Source organism: Paraburkholderia caledonica NBRC 102488, from assembly GCF_000685095.1.
Taxonomy (GTDB): Bacteria; Pseudomonadota; Gammaproteobacteria; order Burkholderiales; family Burkholderiaceae; genus Paraburkholderia; species Paraburkholderia caledonica.
On sequence record NZ_BAYE01000068.1, the window covers coordinates 1 to 1,281 of the forward strand.

The window sequence follows — 1,281 nt, forward strand, 5'->3', positions numbered from 1 at the left end:
GCCGCCACGTCTGCCATCCACGTTCGCCTACGAGCCGGTGACGGCACGGATCGCTGCGCAGGCGTGTGCGCGGCCCGAAGCGGTCGCGCTGGTCGATGGCGATGAACACGTGACGTATGCGCAACTGGATGCCTGGTCGCGCGCCATTGCACATGAGTTGCGGCGTCTCGGCGCGACAGCGGAAACGCGCGTGGGCGTCGCGATGCAGCGCAGCGCTGCGCTGGTTGCGTCGCTGCTCGGTGTGCTGCGTGCGGGCGCGGCGTATGTGCCGCTCGATCCGTGGTACCCGGCCGGGCGCCTCGCGCATATCGTCGACGATGCGCAGCTTCGGCTGATCGTGACCGATGCGCCGAGCCTCGCGCAGCATGCGGCGCTGTTCGGCTCGCGGCCCACCATGGATGCGGTGGCGCTGCGCGATGCGGCGCCTGCCGATGCCACAAGCGATGCCACGGGCGATGCCGGTGCGTACCCGCATCCGCAACAGCTTGCCTATGTGATCTATACGTCGGGCTCGACGGGCGTACCGAAGGGCGTGGGCATCACGCATGAGAACGTCGCGCGCCTGTTCGACGCAACGCAGTCGCGCTTTGCATTCGACGCGAAGGACGTGTGGACGCTGTTCCATTCCTACGCATTCGACTTCTCCGTATGGGAGATTTTTGGGGCACTCGTGCATGGCGCGCGGCTCGTGATCGTGCCGCACTGGAGCGCACGCGAACCCGCGGCAATCCATGCGCTTTTGCGCAAGGAACGGGTGACGGTGCTGAACCAGACGCCGTCGGCGTTCGTGCAACTGATCCAGGCCGATGACGGCAACACGCTCGACTCGCTGCGCGCGGTGATCTTTGGCGGCGAGCGTCTCGAGCCGGCCTCGCTGGCGCGATGGGCGGAGGGCGCGCGGCGCAGGGGCGTATTGCCGGCGCTCGTGAACATGTACGGAATCACCGAAACGACCGTGCACGTGACACACCGGACACTGGACGAAGCGGCGCTGCGCGAAGGGCGCAGCGTGATCGGCGCGCCGCTCGATGATCTCACGCTGCACGTGCTCGACGCGGATCTGAACCGCGTGCCGGTGGGGGCGGTGGGCGAACTGTATGTGGGCGGCGCGGGCCTTGCGCGCGGCTATCTGGGACGCGCCGCGCTGAGCGCGCAACGCTTCGTGCCGGACCCGTATGGTGCGCCGGGTGCGCGCCTGTACCGCTCGGGCGACCTCGCGCGACGGCTGCCTGATGGCGACATCGAGTATCTGGGCCGTAACGACGACCAGGTGAAGCTTCG

General features: G+C 68.2%; 1 protein-coding gene. It reads left to right on the forward strand.

Going from position 1 to position 1,281, the window contains the following annotated elements:
- Positions 1-1,281: amino acid adenylation domain-containing protein (locus BCA01S_RS36385; protein ID WP_042320577.1), on the forward strand; the 1,281-nt coding region annotated here is incomplete at both ends.